This is a genomic window from Cupriavidus sp. L7L, from assembly GCF_004353535.1.
Classification (GTDB): domain Bacteria; phylum Pseudomonadota; class Gammaproteobacteria; order Burkholderiales; family Burkholderiaceae; genus Cupriavidus; species Cupriavidus oxalaticus_A.
The window spans coordinates 50,129-67,430 of record NZ_SMNY01000023.1 but is presented as its reverse complement, the minus strand read 5'-3'; the positions used below and the strand labels follow the sequence as shown (position 1 = coordinate 67,430).

Here is a 17,302-nt window from a genome sequence, read left to right as displayed (position 1 = left end):
GCCATGCCAGGCATGGGCTTCGACCACAGGTGTCACGGAGATTTCCATGGATTGCCCGTCGGACCCCCATCTTCCCCGCCAACCCGCCGGCGCGCCGGCAGAACCATCCCCCGAAGCTGGCCGGTCGCGCAACGGCGCCACCGGCACCAGCACCTCGCCGGACGTCACGGAAGCGTCATCGCCAGGTCACGGCAATGTCACCGCGGCTCACTACATTGCATCGCAACAGTTTCGTCACCAAAAGGACATACTGATGCGAGACCTCCCCACGCCGACCCAGCCGCTTTTTGACTCTTTGCCCAATGGCCTTGCCGGCCAGACGGCGCGGAGCCGTCTTCATCGCCAATCGGATAAGGCAAGTGAGTCGCCTGCTCTCAGCGTGGCGTGGGCGCGCCACCAGGACGAAGTAGTCGAGGCGCAGCGCCTGCGCTACAAGGTGTTCGCCGAGGAGATGGGCGCACGCCTGACGTCTTCGGTGCCGGAGCTGGACATCGACATGTTCGATGGCTACTGCGACCACCTGATCGTGCGCGACATGGCCACGCTGCGCGTGGTCGGCACCTATCGCGTGCTGCCGCCGCACCAGGCCAAGCGCCTGGGCTGCCTCTACGCGGAATCGGAATTCGACCTGGTGCGCCTGTCCCACCTGCGCCCCAAGATGCTGGAACTGGGCCGCTCCTGCGTGCACCGCGACTATCGCTCGGGCAGCGTCATCATGGCGCTGTGGGGCGGGCTGGGCGAGTACCTGCAGCGCTGGGGCATCGAGTCGATGCTGGGCTGCGCCAGCGTGCCGATGAGCGACGGCGGCCACTATGCGGCCAGCCTGCACCGGTTGTTCAGCGAGCGCTACCTGGCACCGATCGAATACCATGCCTTCCCGCGCCTGCCGCTGCCGGTCGAGGACCTGAACCAGCAGCTCGAGGTCGAGCCGCCCGCGCTGATCAAGGGCTACCTGCGCCTCGGGGCAAAGATCTGCGGCCAGCCGGCCTGGGATCCGGATTTCAACGTGGCCGACTTCCTGACGCTGCTGCGCGTGAACGACATGAACCCGCGCTACGCCCGCCACTTCCTCGGCCTGAACCAGGCCGTATGATCGGGGCCGCCCGAGCGGCGGCCCCTTCTTCCGCGCTCAGCCGTTGGTCAGTCGTAGACGACCTTGTAGCGCTTGCCGATCCGCTGCCATTCGTCGGCCTCCTGCGCGAGGCTGTATTCGATCAGTGGATTGGCCTCGATCCACATCTTGGGCAGGCGCACCTCGAAGCCCTCGTCGAGCGCCTCGGCGAGCTGGCTGACGCGGATATCGGGCGAGCCGACGTCCGAACGGCGCCGGCACAGCACGAAGGCCAGGCGCAGGCTGAACAGCATGCGCCAGTCGACGAACTTGCCGCTGCCCGACAGCTTGCCAAGCTTGCCCGCATGCCCCAGCAGCAGCGTGGCCAGCCGCGCCTGGTCGGTCTTGGAAAAGCCCGGCATGTCCGCATGCGTGGCGATATACGCCGAATGCTTGTGGTAGCCGCTGTGCGAGATCGACATGCCGATCTCATGCAGACTCGCAGCCCAGCCCAGCAGCGCCAGGTTGTCATCGCGCCGTTCGTTGGCGGGATCCGGGAACTGGGACAGCAGCGCCTGCGAGGTACCGCGCACGCGCCCCGCCTGGGCACGGTCGACGCCGTAGCGGCGCATGAACTGGTCGACCGTGACGGTGCGCATGTCCTCATGGTGGCTGCGCCCCAGCAGGTCGTAGAGCACGCCCAGGCGCAACGCGCCGTCGGTGACGTCCATGCGGTCGATGTCGAGCTCGGCGAACACGCCCAGCATGATCGACAACCCGCCCGGCAGCACCGGGATGCGGTCCGCCTTCAGCCCGGTAAGCTTGACGCGGTTGGTGTTCTCGGCCTTGATCAGCGCGCGCTTGAGCCGCTCCAGCCCTTCGCGCGTGATGCCGTGGTCGGCCGGGTTGTCGTTCATGCCGTTGAGCTCGATCAGCTCGGCCAGCGCGCGCGCCGTACCGGACGAACCGACCGCCTGCTGCCAGCCGGCGGCGCGGTACTGGCGCACCAGCACCTGGATCTCGCGGCGCGCGGCCAGCTCGGCCTGCTTCATCGCGTATTCGTCGACGTTGCCGCTGGGGAAGAACTGCCGGCTATGCGATACGCAGCCGATGTACAGGCTTTCCATCAGCTTGGACTGGTAGCCGCTGCCAATGATGAATTCGGTCGAGCCGCCGCCGATGTCCACCACCAGCCGGTTGCCCTGGCAGGCCGGCGCATCGTGCGAGGCGCCCAGGTAGATCAGCCGCGCTTCTTCGCGCCCGGCGATGACTTCGATCGGGAAGCCGAGCGCGTTCTCGGCCTCGATCAGGAACTCGGATGCATTCTTGGCGACGCGCAGCGTATTGGTGGCGACCGCACGCACCTGGTCGGGCGCAAAGTCGCGCAGGCGGTCGCCGAAGCGCCGCAGCGCATCGATGCCGCGCCGGCGCGCGGGCTGGTCCAGGTACTTGTCGGGCGTCAGGCCAGCCGCCAGCCGCACAGGCTCACGCAGGGCGTCGACCTGGAAGATCTGGCTCGCGGTGCCATTGGCCGTGGTGGTCTCGTCCACCCGCCCGATCATCAGGCGGAAACTGTTCGAGCCCATGTCGACGGCGGCGAGCAGGCGTGGAGTGTTGTTCATCGTGTGCTAGAGAGCTGGTTCGCGTTCGTGTTGCGTGGCCCGGTCCAGGCTAGGTGTCCCGCCGCCGGCGCACGCGCCCCGCAAAAATATGTCCGTGTCATGTCCGCCTCATGACAAAATCAAACTGTCATAAAAGTGACACGATTTTATGAAAAAGTCGCCACATTACCAAAAGAAGGTCATGACCATGTCGACGACGCCGTCCAGCACGCTGCTCAACCGCGAGCTGGGCATCCTGGAATTCAATGCCCGCGTGTTGGCGCAAGCCGCGGACCCCAAGGTACCGCTGCTGGAGAGGTTGAAGTTTATCTGCATCGTGTCCAGCAATCTGGACGAGTTCTTTGAAATCCGCATGGCGGGCCTGAAGGAACAGATGCGCGACAACGCTTCGGGGCTGACGCCGGACGGTTTGTCCTTCCAGCAGACTTACCAGCTTGTCACCGAGCGCACGCAGCGGCTTGTGGCTTCGCAGTATGACATGCTGCAGAACACCATTTTTCCACTACTTGAAAAAGAAGGTGTCTTTTTCCACCTGACCACGACCTGGACCGACGCGCAGCGCGAATGGGCGCGCGAGTTCTTCCAGCGCGAGCTGGCGCCGGTGCTGACGCCGATCGCGCTGGACCCCGCCCACCCCTTCCCGCGCGTGCTCAACAAGAGCCTGAACTTCGTGGTCGAGCTGTCCGGCAAGGATGCCTTCGGCCGCGAGGCCGACCTTGCCATCGTGCAGGCGCCGCGCGCGCTGCCGCGCGTGGTGAAGATGCCGGAGAAGCTGTCGGGCTACCCGTTCGGCTTCGTGATGCTGTCGTCGTTCATGCAGGGCTTTGTGCATGAGTTGTTCCCGGCGATCGCGGTGCACGGCTGCTACCAGTTCCGCGTCACGCGCAATTCCGATCTGTTCGTTTCCGAGGACGAGATCACCGACCTGCGCGAAGCGCTGCAGGGCGAACTGCCGACGCGTCATTTCGGCGACACGGTGCGGCTGGAGGTGTCCTCCGATACGCCGACGCCGCTGGCGCGCCGGCTGTTGCTGGAATCGGGCCTGAGCGAGCAGGACCTGTACCGTGTCTCCGGCCCGGTGAACCTGGCGCGGCTGATGCAGATCCCCGACATGGTCGATCGCCCCGCCCTCAAGTACCCGCCCTATGTGCCGGCGCCGGTGAAGGCGTTTGCCACGGGGGCCTCGATGTTCGACGTGATGCGCCAGCAGGACGTGCTGCTGCACCACCCGTACGAGAGCTTCAGCTCGGTGCTCGACCTGCTGCAGCTGGCCGCCGCCGATCCCAACGTGGTCGCGATCAAGCAGACCGTGTACCGCACCGGCAACGAGTCGCTGGTGATGGAAGCGCTGATGACCGCCGCGCGCAACGGCAAGGAAGTCACCGTGGTGGTGGAGCTGCTCGCGCGCTTCGACGAAGAGACCAATATCAACTGGGCCGAGCGGCTGGAATCGGCCGGCGCGCACGTGATCTATGGCGTGGTCGGCCACAAGTGCCACGCCAAGATGCTGCTGATCGTGCGCCGCGAGCCAACCGGTCCCAAGGCCAAGCAGGTCAAGCTGCGCCGCTACGCGCACCTGGGCACGGGCAACTACCATCCGCGCACCGCACGCCTCTATACCGACTTCGGGCTGCTGACCGCCGACGAGGCGATCTGCGAAGACGTGCACCACGTGTTCCAGCTGCTGACCGGCACCGCCGGCACGATCCGGCTGAACCACCTGTGGCAATCTCCGTTCACCATGCAGACCAACCTGGTCGAGCATATCCGCGCCGAGGCCCGCAACGCGCGCGCCGGCAAGCCGGCCCGGATCATCGCCAAGATGAATGCGCTGCTGGAGGCGTCGATCATCGACGAGCTGTACAAGGCCTCGCGCGCGGGCGTGAAGATCGACCTGATCGTGCGCGGCGTCTGCGCGCTGATGCCAGGCGTGCCGGGCATGTCCGAGAACATCTCGGTGCGGTCGATCGTCGGGCGGTTCCTGGAACACCATCGCGTCTATTATTTCCGCGCGGGCGGCGAAGAGGTGCTGTACCTGTCCAGCGCCGACTGGATGGATCGCAACCTGTTCCGCCGCGTCGAGGTAGCCTTCCCAGTGCTGGACAAGGCGCTGAAGGCGCGCGTGATCAAGGAAAGCCTGCAGGTGCACCTGCGCGACAATGCTTCCGCGTGGATCATGCAGCCGGACGGCAACTACGTGCGCAAGCAGACGCGCTCCAGGCATCCGCGCGTCAGCCAGAACGACATGCTGGCGATGTTCGGCGGCAATCCGTGAATGCTGCCTGAAAAGCAACAAGCCCCGTCATGGCGGCCGCCAGGCGGGGCTTGTTGCTTTGGTGGACCGGCGAGGCAGTCCGCTCAGGCGGCCCGGCGCGAAGAATCCGGCGCCTGCGGCGATGCCGGCACGGCGGCGGCCGCGTCGCTCAGGCTGCGCACGCTGCGCTCCAGCGGGAAGATGATGCGGAACACGCTGCCGCGCCCTTCCTCGCTGGTCACGCGCAGGTCGGCATGGTGGCGCGACAGCACATGCTTGACGATGGCCAGGCCCAGCCCGGTGCCGCCGGTATCGCGCGAACGGCTGCGGTCGACGCGGTAGAAGCGCTCGGTCAGCCGCGGGATATGCTCGGCGGCGATGCCAAGCCCGGTGTCGGCCACGGAGAACACGGCATGGCCCTCTTCCCAGCCCAGCCGCAACGAGATGCGCCCGCCGTCCGGCGTGTAGCGCACTGCGTTGGACACCAGGTTGCCCAGCGCCGACAACAGCTCGGTCTCCGCGCCGCGGAATCCCACCGTGGGGTCGATCTCGGCCGTAATCCTGTGCCGGCCTTGCGACAGCGCTTCGGCATCATGCATCAGGTGCGCAACCATTGCCTGCACGGCGACCATGTCGTTACCCGGCGGCTGCGCATCGCTTTCAAGTTTTGCCAGCGCCAGCAGGTCTTCGACGATGCTCTGCATGCGCATCGACTGCACCAGCATCATGTCGACATAGCGGCGGCGATCGTCGTCCGACACCGGCAGGTCGCGCACGGTTTCCAGGAAACCGGTTAGCACCGTCAGCGGCGTCTTGAGTTCATGCGAAACGTTGGCAACGAAGTCGCGGCGCATCGCCTCGGTGTTTTCCAGCTTGGTGATGTCCTGCGTGATCACCAACTTGCGGTTGTCGCCGTAGGGCAGGATCTGGACCGCGATCACGCTGTGCTTGTGTGTGCCCATGTCGCGCATCACCAGCGGATCGTCGAAGCGCTGCCGCGTCAGGTAGCCGACGAATTCGGGCCGGCGGATCAGGTGCGTGATGCGCTGGCGCACGTCGCGGCGCGCGTTCAGGCCGAAGTGCTGCTCGGCCACGTCGTTGCACCATTCGATCTGGTCGGCATCGTCCAGCATCAGCACGCCGTTGGGCGAGGCCTGGATCGCCTGGATAAAGCGGGTGTGCTGCTGCTCGACCTGCAGTACCTGCGTGCGCCAGCGCTTGACCAGACGGTGCAGCCGGTAATACACCTCGCCCCACAGGCCCACGGCGCTCGGGATCTCGCCGTAGACGGGCGCGTCGAGCACTTTCCACAGGCGGTTGATCTGGTACAGGTAGAAGCAAAGCAGCCCGAACAGCACCGCACAGGCCAGTGCCAGCGCGGCGAGCGGACCGAGGGCCAGGTAAACGCCGGCGGCTACCACCACCAGGCTGATCAGGATGGCCGCGGAACGGGCCCAGATGACGTTCATGCGCAGGGTTCAGGCTAGCGGCCGGCATCGGCCGCATGGGTTGCGACGGAGTGTGCCACGATTTCGCCGCGCCCTGCCAGCAGCGTGGGGAGTAGCACGGGGCGAATGGCGTCGCCCCGTGCCAGCCCGGCCTGTCAGGCGCCGGGGGCGCGCGCGAGGCGGTAGCCGCTGCCGCGCACGGTTTCGATCATATTGCTGTAGCCGCCCGGGGTCAGCGCTGCGCGCAGGCGCTTGATGTGCACGTCGACGGTGCGCTCTTCGACAAAGACATGGTCGCCCCAGACCTGGTCGAGCAGCTGCGAACGGCTGTGCACGCGCTCCGGATGGGTCATCAGGAAGTGCAGCAGGCGAAACTCGGTCGGGCCCAGGTCCAGCTTGATCGGGCCGCTGTCGTCCTCGCCGGTGACACGATGCGTGGCCGGGTCCAGCCGCAGGCCATTGATCGCCACCACGTCATCGGTCAGCTGCGGCGCGCGGCGGCGCAGCACGGCCTTGATGCGGGCCAGCAACTCCTTGGGCGAAAACGGCTTGGTGACGTAGTCGTCGGCACCGGCTTCCAGGCCCATCACCTTGTCCTGCTCCTCGCCGCGGGCGGTCAGCATGATGATCGGGATCTGGCGGGTACGGTCGTTGGCCCGCAACTCCTTGGCGAAGGTTGCACCCGACTTGCCCGGGAGCATCCAGTCCAGCAGCACCAGGTCGGGCAGCACGTCGCTCATCAGCGACAGCGCCTGCTCGGCGTTATAGGCCCGGATCGGATAGTGCCCCGCGTGCTGCAGGTTGACAGCGATCAGTTCTGCGATCGCCGGTTCGTCTTCGACAACGAGAATACTGCTCGGCATGTGTATCGTTCTCCGCAATCAGGCGGGTCAGCTCAGGGCTTCGCGCTCCATGTCCTCGCGCGAGACATGGCGGACGTCCGTCCCCTTGACAATGTAAATGATAAATTCCGCGATATTTTTGGCGTGGTCGCCGATGCGCTCCACCGCCTTGGCGATAAAGAGGAAATCCAGCGCGACCGAGATCGTGCGCGGGTCTTCCATCATGTACGTGATGAGCTTGCGCACGAAGCCGCGGAATTCCTCGTCGATCGCCTTGTCGTCCTTGACGATGCGCGCGGCCGCCACGGTATCCAGGCGGGCAAAGGCATCCAGCGCCTGGCGCAGCAGCGAGATCGCCATCTCGCCCGACAGCTTCACCTCGGCGTAGTTGATGCTGTGCGCCGACGCGTCTTCCATGATGTGCTTGGTGCGCTTGGCGATCTTCTCCGCCTCGTCGCCGGCACGCTCCAGGTTGGTGATGGTCTTGGAAATGGCCATCACCAGGCGCAGGTCGCGCGCGGTCGGCTGGCGCCGGGCGATGATATTGCCGCAATCGGCATCGATCTCGACTTCCAGCGCGTTGAGCTGCTGCTCGCGTGCAATGACCTGGTCGGCCAGGTCGGCGTCGAAGTCGGCCAGCGCGCGCATGGCAACTTCGATCTGCGACTCGACCAGCCCGCCCATCTGCAGCAGCTTGGTATTGATCGCGTTGAGGTCGGCGTCGAACTGGGTCGAAAGGTGCTTGTCTGGCATGGGTTTCTCCTGGCCGCTGTTGGTATGCTACGCCCTGCGGTGACGATCGGGCTAATCAACCGAAGCGGCCGGTAATGTAGTCTTCCGTTTCCTTGCGGTGCGGCTTGATGAAGATCTTCTCGGTCTCGCCGAACTCGATCAGCTCGCCCAGGTACATGTAGGCGGTGTAGTCGGAGCAGCGCGCGGCCTGCTGCATGTTGTGGGTCACGATCACCACCGTGTACTCGTCCTTCAGCTCGGCGATCAGCTCTTCGATGCGGCCGGTGGAGATCGGGTCCAGTGCCGAGCACGGCTCGTCGAGCAGCAGCACTTCGGGGCGGATGGCGATGCCGCGCGCGATGCACAGGCGCTGCTGCTGGCCGCCGGACAGGCCGTAGCCCGACTGGTTCAGCTTGTCCTTGGCTTCGTTCCACAGCGCGGCCTTGGTCAGCGCCCATTCCACGCGGTCATCCATCTCCGAGCGCGACAGCTTCTCGAACAGGCGCACGCCGAAGGCGATGTTGTCGTAGATCGACATCGGGAACGGCGTCGGCTTCTGGAACACCATGCCGACCTTGGCGCGCAGCAGGGCGATGTCCTGCCTGGCGGTCAGCAGGTTGTCGCCGTCCATGTTGATCTCGCCCTCGGCACGCTGCTCGGGATAAAGCGCATACATCTTGTTGAAGGTGCGCAGCAGCGTCGACTTGCCGCAGCCCGAGGGGCCGATGAAAGCCGTGACCTTGCGGTCGGGGATCGACATGTTGATGTTCTTCAGCGCATGGAACTGGCCGTAGTAGAAGTTCAGGTTGCGCACGTCGATCTTGGCGCGTACCGAATCAGGAATGTCGATGACGGTGGAGGTCATTGCGTTCTCTCGCTTGCAGTCAGCTTGCAGTCTTCAGGGCGAAACGTGGGATGGTCGTCCCGCCGCTTATTTCTTCTGGAACAGGATGCGCGCCAGGATGTTCAGGGCCAGCACGCCGATCGTAATCAGGAACACACCCGCCCAGGCCAGTTGCTGCCATTCGGTGAACGGGCTCATGGCGAAGCGGAAGATGGTCACCGGCAGGTTGGCCATCGGCTTGTTCAGGTCGGAGGTCCAGAACTGGTTGGACAGCGCGGTGAACAGCAGCGGCGCGGTTTCACCGGCAATACGAGCCACCGCCAGCAATACGCCCGTCACAATGCCGGCGTACGATGACTTCACCGTGATCGACAGCACCATCTTCCACTTGGGCGTGCCCAGGGCGAAGGCGGCCTCGCGCAGTGCGTTGGGCACCAGGTTCAGCATGTTCTCGGTGGTGCGCACCACGATCGGTACCTGCAGCAGCGCCAGCGCGCAGATGCCGGCCCAACCCGAGAAGTGGCCCATGCGGGTCACCACCAGCGCGTAGACAAAGAGGCCGATCACGATCGACGGCGCCGACAGCAAGATGTCGTTGATGAACCGGATAATGCTGGCGAGCGGCGAGCGCTGGCCATACTCGGCCAGGTAGATGCCGGCCAGAATGCCGAGCGGCGTGCCGAACAGTGTGGCCACGCCCACCATCACGAAGCTGCCGAAGATGGCGTTGGCCAGGCCGCCGCCGGCGGTGTTGGGTGCCGGCGTCATCTGCGTGAACAGGTCCAGCGACAGGCCGCCCACGCCCAGCGTGACGGTGGTCCACAGGATCCACGCCAGCCAGAACAGCCCGAAGCCCATCGCCACCAGCGAAGCGGTCAGCGCATACAGGTTGACGCGGCGGCGGCGGGCCTGCAGGCGCGCGCGCACGGCATCGGCATCGGGACGGACGGCGGGGATCGATACGGAAGACACAGCCTGGCTCGCTTGGGTCATTTGGCTCATTTGGCGCCCTCATTCTTGGCGAGTCGCAGCAGCAGCAGCTTTGACAACGCCAGCACCACGAAGGTAATGAAGAACAGGATCAGGCCCAGCTCCATCAGCGCGGCCGTATGCAGGCCGGCGCCGGCTTCGGCGAACTCGTTGGCGAGCGCCGAGGTGATGCTGTTGCCCGGCGAGAACAGCGAGGCGCTGTCCAGCAGGTTGGTATTGCCGATCACGAAGGTGACAGCCATGGTCTCGCCCAGCGCGCGGCCCAGGCCCAGCATCACGCCGCCGATGACGCCGGCGCGGGTGTAGGGCAGCACCACGTTCCACATCACTTCCCAGGTGGTGCAGCCCACGCCGTAGGCGGATTCCTTGAGCAGCACGGGGGTGACTTCGAACACGTCGCGCATCACCGAGGCGATGTACGGGATGATCATGATCGCCAGGATCACGCCCGCGCACAGCAGGCCGATACCCAGCGGCGCGCCCTGGAACAGCTTGCCGATCACCGGCAGCTGGCCCACAGTGGCCGCCAGGGGCTTCTGGAAATACTCGCCGAAGATCGGCGCGAACACGAGCAGGCCCCACATGCCGTACACGATCGACGGCACCGCGGCGAGCAGCTCGATGGCGGTGCCGAGCGGACGGCGCAGCCAGGCGGGCGACAGCTCGGTCAGGAACAGGGCGATGCCGAAGCTAACCGGCACCGCGATGATCAGCGCGATCAGCGAGGTCACGATGGTGCCGTAGATGGGCACCAGCGCGCCGTAGACATCGGCAGGAGGATTCCACTCCGCGGACCACAGGAAGCGCGCGCCGAAGGCCTCGATCGAGGGCCAGGCGCTGATCGCCAGCGAGACGATGATGCCGCCCAGCAGCAGCAGCGTCACGATGGCGGCGCCGCGGGTCAGGCCGCCGAACAGGATGTCGCCGAGCCGGCTCGGAGGCTGGACGCCGCGGGTGTCGGAGGGGATAGTCGCCATGTCGGAGAATTCAGGGTGGATCGCCGCTCCCGCCTGGGCGGGAGCGCGGTGTCGGGGCGGGAGTCAGGCTGCCCGACACCGGCCCCGCGCGAGCGCGGGGCCGGCGATACCGTCAGATCAGTACAGCGCCTTGCCCGAGGCGTCCTTCACGCTGGTCTTCCAGGTCGAGCGGATCTGGTTGACCACGCTCTCCGGCAGCGGCACGTAGTCCAGGTCGGCGGCCATGTTGGCGCCGCTCTTGTAGGCCCAGTCGAAGAACTTCAGCACTTCCGCGCCCTGCGCCGGCTTTTCCTGGTTCTTGTGCACCAGGATGAAGGTGGCGCCGGCGATCGGCCATGCATCCTTGCCCGGCTGGTTGGTCAGGATCTGGTAGTAGCTCTTGCTCCAGTCCGCGCCGGCAGCGGCGGCCTTGAAGGCATCATCGCCAGGCTTGACCACGGCACCCGACGCGTTCTTCATGTTCACGTGGGTCATCTTGTTCTGCTTGGCGTAGGCGTACTCGACGTAGCCGATGGCGCCGTTCAGGCGCTGCACGAAAGCGGCCACGCCCTCGTTGCCCTTGCCGCCGGTGCCGCCGCCCGGCCAGTTGACCGTGGTGCCCTCGCCCACCGAGCCCTTCCAGTCAGCGCTGACCTTGGACAGGTAGTTGGTGAAGATGAAGGTGGTGCCCGAACCGTCGGCGCGGCGCACCGGCAGGATGTCCTGGCTCGGCAGCTTGGCTTGCGGGTTCAGCGCCTTGATGGCGGGGTCGTCCCACTTCTTGATCTTGCCCAGGTAGATATTGGCCAGCACCTCGCCGGTGATGGTCAGCTCGCCCGGCTTCACGCCTTGCAGGTTGATCACCGGCACCACGCCGCCGATCACCGTCGGGAACTGGACCAGGCCCTGCTTGTTCAGTTCCTCGTCCTTCAGCGGCGCGTCCGAGGCACCGAAATCGACCGTCTTGGCACCGATCTGCTTGATGCCGCCCGACGAGCCGATGGATTGATAGTTGACCTTGTTGCCCGTTGCTTTGTTGTATGCGTCGGCCCACTTGGAATACACGGGCGCCGGGAAGGAAGCGCCTGCACCGGTAATTTCCGCCGCGAACGCAGTACCCGCTACGACCATCGAAACGATGCCTGCCACGGCAGTCTTGACCAGCTTCATATGTCCTCCAGAGAACATTGGTTGGGAATGACAAATTTTTGACAAGACGAACTGTATGCTCCCCATATGACAATTCCGTGACATCTTTAAATCTTCTTGAAAGCCGCTGCCAGCTTAGGTTTCAACGCGCCCTCGATCTCTCATGGGGGTGCAATGTGACGGCGGTTAATTGCAGAATACCCAGAAAAAACGCCGGGATGAACCCGGCGTTTGCGTCACCGCTGCGGCGGATCAGGCGCTCAGCGCATCAGCCAGCGTCTTCGCGGCGCGCTCGGCCATCTCGGCCTGTTCAGCCTCTACCATCACCCGTACCACCGGCTCGGTGCCGGAGGCGCGGATCAGCACCCGGCCACGGCCTTCGAGGGCCGGCTCGACCTTGGCGCGCGCGGCTTGCAGGCCAGCGTGCGACTGCCAGTCGAAGCCCTTCTGCACACGCACGTTGATCAGTGTCTGCGGGAACAGCGAGACGCCATCCAGCAGCTGCGCCAGCGTCTTGCCGCTGCGGCGCAGTGCCGCCAGAACCTGCAGCGCCGAGACGATGCCGTCGCCAGTGCTGTGGCGATCGAGGCACAGCAGGTGGCCGGAGCCCTCGCCACCCAGCGTCCACTTGCGCTTATTCAGCTCTTCCAGCACGTAGCGGTCGCCGACCTTGGCGCGCACGAATTCCACGCCTTGGCGCTGCAGCGCCAGTTCCACCGCCATATTGGTCATCAGCGTGCCCACTGCGCCGGGCACCACCTGTCCATTGGCCTGGCGGTCGCGCACGATCAGGTACAGCAGCTCGTCGCCGTTATAAAGCCGGCCGTCGGCATCCACCACCTGCAGCCGGTCGGCGTCGCCGTCGAAGGCCAGGCCGAGGTCGGCGCCGTTGGCCTTGACCGCCTCGATCAGCCTGGCGGGCGCGGTGGCGCCATAGCCTGCGTTGATATTGCGGCCGTCCGGCTGGTTGCCGATCGAGACCACGTCGGCGCCCAGCTCGTGGAAGACGTGCGGCGCGATGTGATAGGCGGCGCCATGGGCGCAATCTACCACCAGCTTCAGGCCGTGCAGGTCCTGCTCATGGGGGAAGGTGCTCTTGCAGAACTCGATATAGCGGCCCGGGGCGTCATTGATGCGGCGGGCGCGGCCCAGGTCGTCGGAGGGCGCGCACAACATCGGCTCGTCGATGGCGGCCTCGATCTCGGCCTCGACCGCGTCGGGCAGCTTGTCCCCGTCGGCGGAGAAGAACTTGATGCCGTTGTCGTAGTACGGGTTGTGGCTGGCCGAGATCACCACGCCGGCCGACAGGCGCAGCGCGCGCGTCAGGTAGGCAATGCCCGGCGTGGGCAGCGGGCCGGTCAGCAGCACGTGCACGCCGGCCGAGGTAAAGCCGGCTTCCAGCGCAGCTTCGAGCATATAGCCGGAAATGCGGGTGTCCTTGCCGATCAGCACGGTCGGGCGGCCCTGCCCGGTCTTGGCGCCGTGCGCCAGCACCTTGCCGGCCGCATGGCCCAGGCGCATCACGAAGTCGGGGGTGATCGGCGCCTCGCCAACGCGCCCCCGGATGCCATCGGTCCCGAAATATTTGCGTGTCATTCGCTGTTCCCTTTCTGTTCTGTCCTGCGTTGCACTACCTGGCGCTCTGCGGCGCCTGCCCCGGGTGGACGGGGTGTTCAGGCTGCCGTGACGGACTCATTGCGCACGGCCCACCAGGTCTTGACCGCGTCCACGGTCTGCTCCACATCATGCACGCGTACGATAAACGCACCGCGCTCAACCGCACACACCGCGGCGGCAATGCTGGCGGCAATTCGTTGCTGTGGCGGGCGCCCGCCCAGGATCGCGCCCAGCGTGGATTTGCGCGAGATCCCCGCCAGAACTGGCAGACCCTCCAGCGCCATCCGCGGCAACTGGCCGAGCAGGCGCAGATTATGATCCGGCGTCTTGCCAAAGCCAAACCCCGGATCGAGGGATAGGCGCGCGTCGTCGATGCCGGCGGCGCGCAGCACGGCAATCCGCTCGGCCAGGAAATCCGCGACCTCGCTGACCACATCCTCGTAGTGCGGGTCTTCCTGCATGGTTTGCGGGTCGCGCTGCATGTGCATCACGCACAGCCCCGCCTGGCCCGCCTCTGGCGCCGCCAGTGCCTCCACCGCGCCCGGCATGCGGAAGCCCCAGATATCGTTGATGAGATCGGCACCGGCCGCCAGCGCGGCGCGCATGACCTCGGGCTTGTAGGTGTCGATCGACAGCGGCTTGCCGCAGTCGCGCAGCGCCTCGACCACCGGGATCACGCGCGACAGTTCATCCTCGAGCGGCAGCGCGGCCGAGCCCGGGCGGCTGGATTCGCCGCCGATGTCGATGATGTCCACGCCCTCGGCGATCATCTGCTCGGCGTGGCGCACGGCGGCGTCGCGGCCGGCGTGCTGGCCGCCGTCCGAGAAAGAGTCGGGCGTGACATTGAGGATGCCCATCACGAGCGGGCGCCGGCCAAGCGCAAAGCGGAAGCGTCCGCACTGGAAATACCGGGTCTCTGGAGTCTGCTGCAAGGTCTGAATACTCAATCAAGCGGTGCGCGAACCCGGCCGCGCAAAAGGAAAAGCCGGTGCATCAGGCACCGGCTTCAGGGTCATGCATTACACAGCCAGCATGCAGGCGTCGTCAGGCCGACGAGCTGATGCGATCAGGCCGTGGCAGGCGCGTTGGTCGGCGCCACCGGCGAGCCGCCCGGAGGCGTGCTGCCGCCACCGTTGGGGCCCGACACACCGCGCGGCGGACGCGGCGGCTTGCCGGCCATGATGTCGTTGACCTGGTCGGCGTCGATGGTTTCCCACTCCATCAGCGCGTTGGTCATGGCCTCGACCTTGTCGCGGTTATCTTCGAGCAGGCGCTTGGCCAGCGCGTATTGCTCGTCGATGATGCGGCGGATCTCGGCGTCGACCTTCTGCTGCGTGGCTTCCGACACGGTCTTCGAAGACAGCTTGCCGAACATGCCGTCCTGCTCGGTATCCACGTAGACCATGGCGCCGAGCGAATCGCTCATGCCGAAGCGGGTCACCATGTCGCGGGCGATCTTGGTGGCGCGCTCGAAGTCGTTGGATGCGCCGGTGCTCATGGCGTTGAGGAAGACCTCTTCCGCCGCGCGGCCGCCGAAGAGGATGGCGACCTCTTCCAGCATGCTGTCCTTGTACTTCGAATACTTGTCATGCTCGGGCAGCTGCCAGGTCACGCCCAGCGCCCAGCCACGCGGCATGATGGTGACCTTGTGCACCGGGTCGGCCTTGGGCAGCAGCTTGGCCACCACCGCGTGGCCCGACTCGTGGTAAGCCGTGGCCCGGCGCTCTTCCTCGCGCATGACCGTCGACTTGCGCTCCGGACCCATGTAGATCTTGTCCTTGGCGTCCTCGAAGTCCTGCATGTCGACCACGCGCTTGTTGCGGCGGGCGGCAAACAGCGCGGCCTCGTTGACCAGGTTGGCCAGGTCGGCGCCCGAGAAACCCGGGGTACCACGCGCGATCACCGAAGCGTCGACGTCGTTGCCGATCGGCACCTTGCGCATATGGACCTTCAGGATCTGCTCGCGGCCGCGGATGTCCGGCAGGCCCACGTAGACCTGGCGGTCGAAACGGCCCGGACGCAGCAGCGCCTTGTCCAGCACGTCGGCACGGTTGGTCGCGGCAATCACGATCACGCCCGAGTTGGCCTCGAAGCCGTCCATCTCGACCAGCATCTGGTTCAGGGTCTGCTCGCGCTCGTCGTTGCCGCCGCCCATGCCGGCGCCACGATGGCGGCCGACCGCGTCGATTTCATCGATGAACACGATGCAGGGGGCCTGCTTCTTGGCGTTCTCGAACATGTCGCGGACACGCGCCGCGCCCACGCCGACGAACATTTCAACGAAGTCGGAACCCGAGATGCTGAAGAACGGCACCTTGGCCTCGCCGGCGATGGCACGCGCCAGCAGCGTCTTGCCGGTACCCGGAGGGCCGACCAGCAGCACGCCGCGCGGGATACGGCCGCCCAGCTTCTGGAATTTCTGCGGATCCTTCAGGAAGTCGACCAGTTCGACCACTTCTTCCTTGGACTCGTCGCAGCCGGCCACGTCCTGGAACGTGACGGCGTTCTGGTTCTCGTCGATCAGGCGCGCACGCGACTTGCCGAATGAGAATGCGCCGCCTTTCCCGCCGCCTTGCATCTGGCGCATCATGTAGAACCAGAACACGATGATCAGCAGGGTCGGTCCGAGGTAGTACAGGGCCTGGACCAGCACGTTGGGTTCGTCATCCGCCTTGCCGGTCACCTGGACGCCGTACTTCATCAGGTCGCCGACCATCCAGATGTCGCCCGGCGAGATGATGGTGTACTTGGCGCCTTCCTTCGGCGAGACCACCAGGTTGCGGCCCTGCACGTCGACACGCGACACCTTGCCGTTCTTGGCGTCATCCATGAACTGCGAATAGGTGACGCTGTCCTGCGCACGGGGCTTGTCGAACTGCTTGAAGACGGTAAACAACACCAGCGCGATCACGAGCCAGATTGCCGCCTTTTGAAACAGGTTGTTATTCAAGGCCGAACTCCTTTGCAATTGCCTTGCCAACGGATAGCTGCATTGTAATGCAGCGCCCGCCCTCGGGGGGAAACAGCGAAACTATGACGCCGATAGCCGCGGGTGGGGCACTTTTGCCCTCTTATTTTGCCCTGGCCTGATCGGATTCAGTTAATCCACCGCCTTCAGGTAGCGCCCAAGGATAAAGGTTTCGGAAGATTTGTCGCGTGACGCCTTGGGCTTGCGCTTCGCGACCACTTTGAACTGCCGTTTGAACTTCTCCACGATCTGGCTGTAGCCGCTCCCGTGGAAACACTTTACCAGCAATGCGCCTTCCGGCTTCAAATGGGCCTGCGCAAACTCAAGGGCCAGATCGCACAAGTACTCGATCCGGGCCGAATCGGCGGAGGCCACACCTGACAAATTGGGGGCCATGTCGGAGATAACAAGGTCGATCTTGTCGCCGCCGGAGGCTTCCAGCACCAGGCTTTCGAGTTGCCGGAACACCTCTTCCTCGCGGAAATCGCCCTGGATAAAAGTGACGTCAGCGACAGGCTCCATCGGCAGGATATCGATCGCCACCACCGCGCCGTCGATCTTCCCGTCCTTGGCCCGGGTTGACGCAGCCAGCTTGTTGCGTGCGTACTGGCTCCAGCTGCCCGGGGCGGCGCCAAGGTCGACGATGACCTGCCCCGGGCGGATCAGCTTGTCCTGCTCGTCGATTTCCTTGAGCTTGTAGGCGGCGCGGGCACGGTAGCCCTCCCGTTGCGCCATCTTTACGTACGGGTCGTTGATGTGGTCGTGCAGCCACGAATGGTTGAACTTGTTCTTTGCCATGCCAGATCCAGCCTGTTGCCTGCCCCGGCAC

At 65.3% G+C, this 17,302-nt stretch carries 14 protein-coding genes; 2 read left to right on the top strand and 12 right to left on the bottom strand.

Annotation, left to right across the window (positions count from 1 at the left end):
- Nucleotides 1-253 precede the first annotated feature (253 nt).
- Entirely contained in the window at nucleotides 254-1,093 is an 840-nt protein-coding gene (locus E1J61_RS21880) for a GNAT family N-acetyltransferase (protein ID WP_133096105.1), read from the top strand.
- A 47-nt stretch (nucleotides 1,094-1,140) separates the two neighbouring features.
- Here E1J61_RS21880 and ppx read toward each other — a convergent pair whose 3' ends face one another.
- A complete protein-coding gene (gene ppx, locus E1J61_RS21875; protein WP_133096104.1) occupies nucleotides 1,141-2,673 on the bottom strand; it encodes an exopolyphosphatase in 1,533 nt (510 codons plus the stop codon).
- 148 nt (nucleotides 2,674-2,821) lie between these two features.
- Between ppx and ppk1 the strand changes: the two genes are divergently transcribed.
- Nucleotides 2,822-4,948: a polyphosphate kinase 1 gene (gene ppk1 / locus E1J61_RS21870; RefSeq protein WP_133096103.1), complete on the top strand. Its 2,127-nt coding sequence runs from the start codon at nucleotides 2,822-2,824 to the stop codon at nucleotides 4,946-4,948.
- 83 nt (nucleotides 4,949-5,031) lie between these two features.
- Here the strand turns inward: ppk1 and phoR are convergent, their stop codons facing one another.
- The 11 genes from phoR to E1J61_RS21815 form a co-directional block, all read right to left on the bottom strand.
- On the bottom strand, nucleotides 5,032-6,396 hold the full coding sequence (gene phoR, locus E1J61_RS21865) for a phosphate regulon sensor histidine kinase PhoR (RefSeq protein ID WP_133096102.1): 1,365 nt from the start codon (nucleotides 6,394-6,396) through the stop codon (nucleotides 5,032-5,034).
- 134 nt (nucleotides 6,397-6,530) lie between these two features.
- Entirely contained in the window at nucleotides 6,531-7,238 is a 708-nt protein-coding gene (gene phoB / locus E1J61_RS21860) for a phosphate regulon transcriptional regulator PhoB (RefSeq protein ID WP_133096101.1), read from the bottom strand.
- Between the two features lie 27 nt (nucleotides 7,239-7,265).
- Entirely contained in the window at nucleotides 7,266-7,970 is a 705-nt protein-coding gene (gene phoU / locus E1J61_RS21855) for a phosphate signaling complex protein PhoU (protein WP_029046387.1), read from the bottom strand.
- 55 nt (nucleotides 7,971-8,025) lie between these two features.
- Entirely contained in the window at nucleotides 8,026-8,814 is a 789-nt protein-coding gene (pstB, locus tag E1J61_RS21850; RefSeq protein ID WP_022535815.1) for a phosphate ABC transporter ATP-binding protein PstB, read from the bottom strand.
- A 66-nt stretch (nucleotides 8,815-8,880) separates the two neighbouring features.
- Entirely contained in the window at nucleotides 8,881-9,786 is a 906-nt protein-coding gene (gene pstA, locus E1J61_RS21845) for a phosphate ABC transporter permease PstA (RefSeq protein WP_133096100.1), read from the bottom strand.
- 5 nt (nucleotides 9,787-9,791) lie between these two features.
- On the bottom strand, nucleotides 9,792-10,760 hold the full coding sequence (pstC, locus tag E1J61_RS21840; RefSeq protein WP_133096099.1) for a phosphate ABC transporter permease PstC: 969 nt from the start codon (nucleotides 10,758-10,760) through the stop codon (nucleotides 9,792-9,794).
- Nucleotides 10,761-10,877: 117 nt separating this feature from the next.
- Nucleotides 10,878-11,909, bottom strand: a complete 1,032-nt coding sequence (gene pstS, locus E1J61_RS21835; RefSeq protein WP_133096098.1) for a phosphate ABC transporter substrate-binding protein PstS — start codon at nucleotides 11,907-11,909, stop codon at nucleotides 10,878-10,880.
- A gap of 231 nt (nucleotides 11,910-12,140) precedes the next feature.
- Nucleotides 12,141-13,484, bottom strand: a complete 1,344-nt coding sequence (gene glmM, locus E1J61_RS21830) for a phosphoglucosamine mutase (protein WP_133096097.1) — start codon at nucleotides 13,482-13,484, stop codon at nucleotides 12,141-12,143.
- 77 nt (nucleotides 13,485-13,561) lie between these two features.
- On the bottom strand, nucleotides 13,562-14,437 hold the full coding sequence (gene folP, locus E1J61_RS21825; RefSeq protein ID WP_133096096.1) for a dihydropteroate synthase: 876 nt from the start codon (nucleotides 14,435-14,437) through the stop codon (nucleotides 13,562-13,564).
- Nucleotides 14,438-14,571: 134 nt separating this feature from the next.
- Complete coding sequence (ftsH, locus tag E1J61_RS21820) at nucleotides 14,572-16,455, bottom strand: ATP-dependent zinc metalloprotease FtsH (RefSeq protein ID WP_133096095.1); 1,884 nt, start codon at nucleotides 16,453-16,455, stop codon at nucleotides 14,572-14,574.
- Nucleotides 16,456-16,605: 150 nt separating this feature from the next.
- On the bottom strand, nucleotides 16,606-17,271 hold the full coding sequence (locus E1J61_RS21815) for an RlmE family RNA methyltransferase (RefSeq protein ID WP_133096094.1): 666 nt from the start codon (nucleotides 17,269-17,271) through the stop codon (nucleotides 16,606-16,608).
- Between the last annotated feature and the right edge of the window lie 31 nt (nucleotides 17,272-17,302).